Raw genomic sequence first — 1,045 nt, forward strand, 5'->3', positions numbered from 1 at the left:
TACTGCAAAACGAATTTAAAATCGATAGCGCACTTTTACAATACTTACCATTTTTTACGAAAAAAATCAAACAAGAATACTTGCCAGATTTTGAAGAACGTCAACATTTTGTATTTATGGGCAATTACAAGCACCAACCCAATGTTGATGCGGTTTTGGAGTTACAAAAAAACATCTGGCCAAAAATTTCCAAAGCAATACCACAAGCCGAAATGCACTGCTATGGTGCTTATGCCGGTGAGCCAATCAAACAATTGCACAATCCCCGTGAACGGTTTTTTATAAAGGGCTGGGCAGAAGATGCACAAAAGGTCATTCAAAAGGCAAGGGTAATGCTTGCCCCGCTACGTTTTGGAGCCGGATTAAAAGGAAAACTGGTTGACGCTATGCAATGCGGGACACCTTTTGTTACAACTTCGATAGGAATTGAAGGTTTCGGGAATTCTCTTGATTTTTCAAGATGTACTTCAGATGATACTCAGGAGTTTTCTGAAATTGCCATTCAGCTCTACAGTAATAAAGCCTTTTGGGAAGCATCTCAAAATAAAGGTTTTGAGATGCTCAATCATTTTTCTTCGGATAATGCTGAAAGTGGTTTTTTTGAGAAACTTAAGGATTTAGAAAAACTTTTAGAACTTCACCGCCAAAATAACTTCACGGGAGCAATGTTAAGGCACCACAGCCTGAACAGTACCAGATATTTAAGTAAATGGATTGAAGAAAAGAACAAGAAAGCCAATCGGTGAGTCAAAACCATCTTAGAATTCAATAAAACTCACTTTGATACTCAGTGGCATATCCTTATCTTTGCATTCCTTAAAACGATATTACCATTATGTTTAATAATTTAAGCGAAAAATTAGATAAAGCTTTACACGTCCTTAAAGGACACGGGAGCATCACCGAAGTCAATGTTGCTGAAACCCTCAAGGAGGTAAGACGCGCATTACTCGATGCCGATGTCAACTTTAAAATTGCCAAGGAGTTTACAAACACGGTGAAAGAAAAAGCACTGGGTCAAAATGTATTGACAACGTTACAGCCC

Annotated in this window: 2 protein-coding genes; both read left to right on the forward strand. The window is 38.2% G+C overall.

From position 1 onward, the window contains the following. The coding region (locus AC6F75_RS06780) for a glycosyltransferase (RefSeq protein WP_500714198.1) at positions 1–746 on the forward strand (746 nt) is incomplete at its 5' end. A gap of 89 nt (positions 747–835) precedes the next feature. Next, the coding region (locus AC6F75_RS06785; protein ID WP_500714197.1) for a signal recognition particle receptor subunit alpha at positions 836–1,045 on the forward strand (210 nt) is incomplete at its 3' end.

This window comes from Planktosalinus sp. (genome assembly GCF_059864935.1).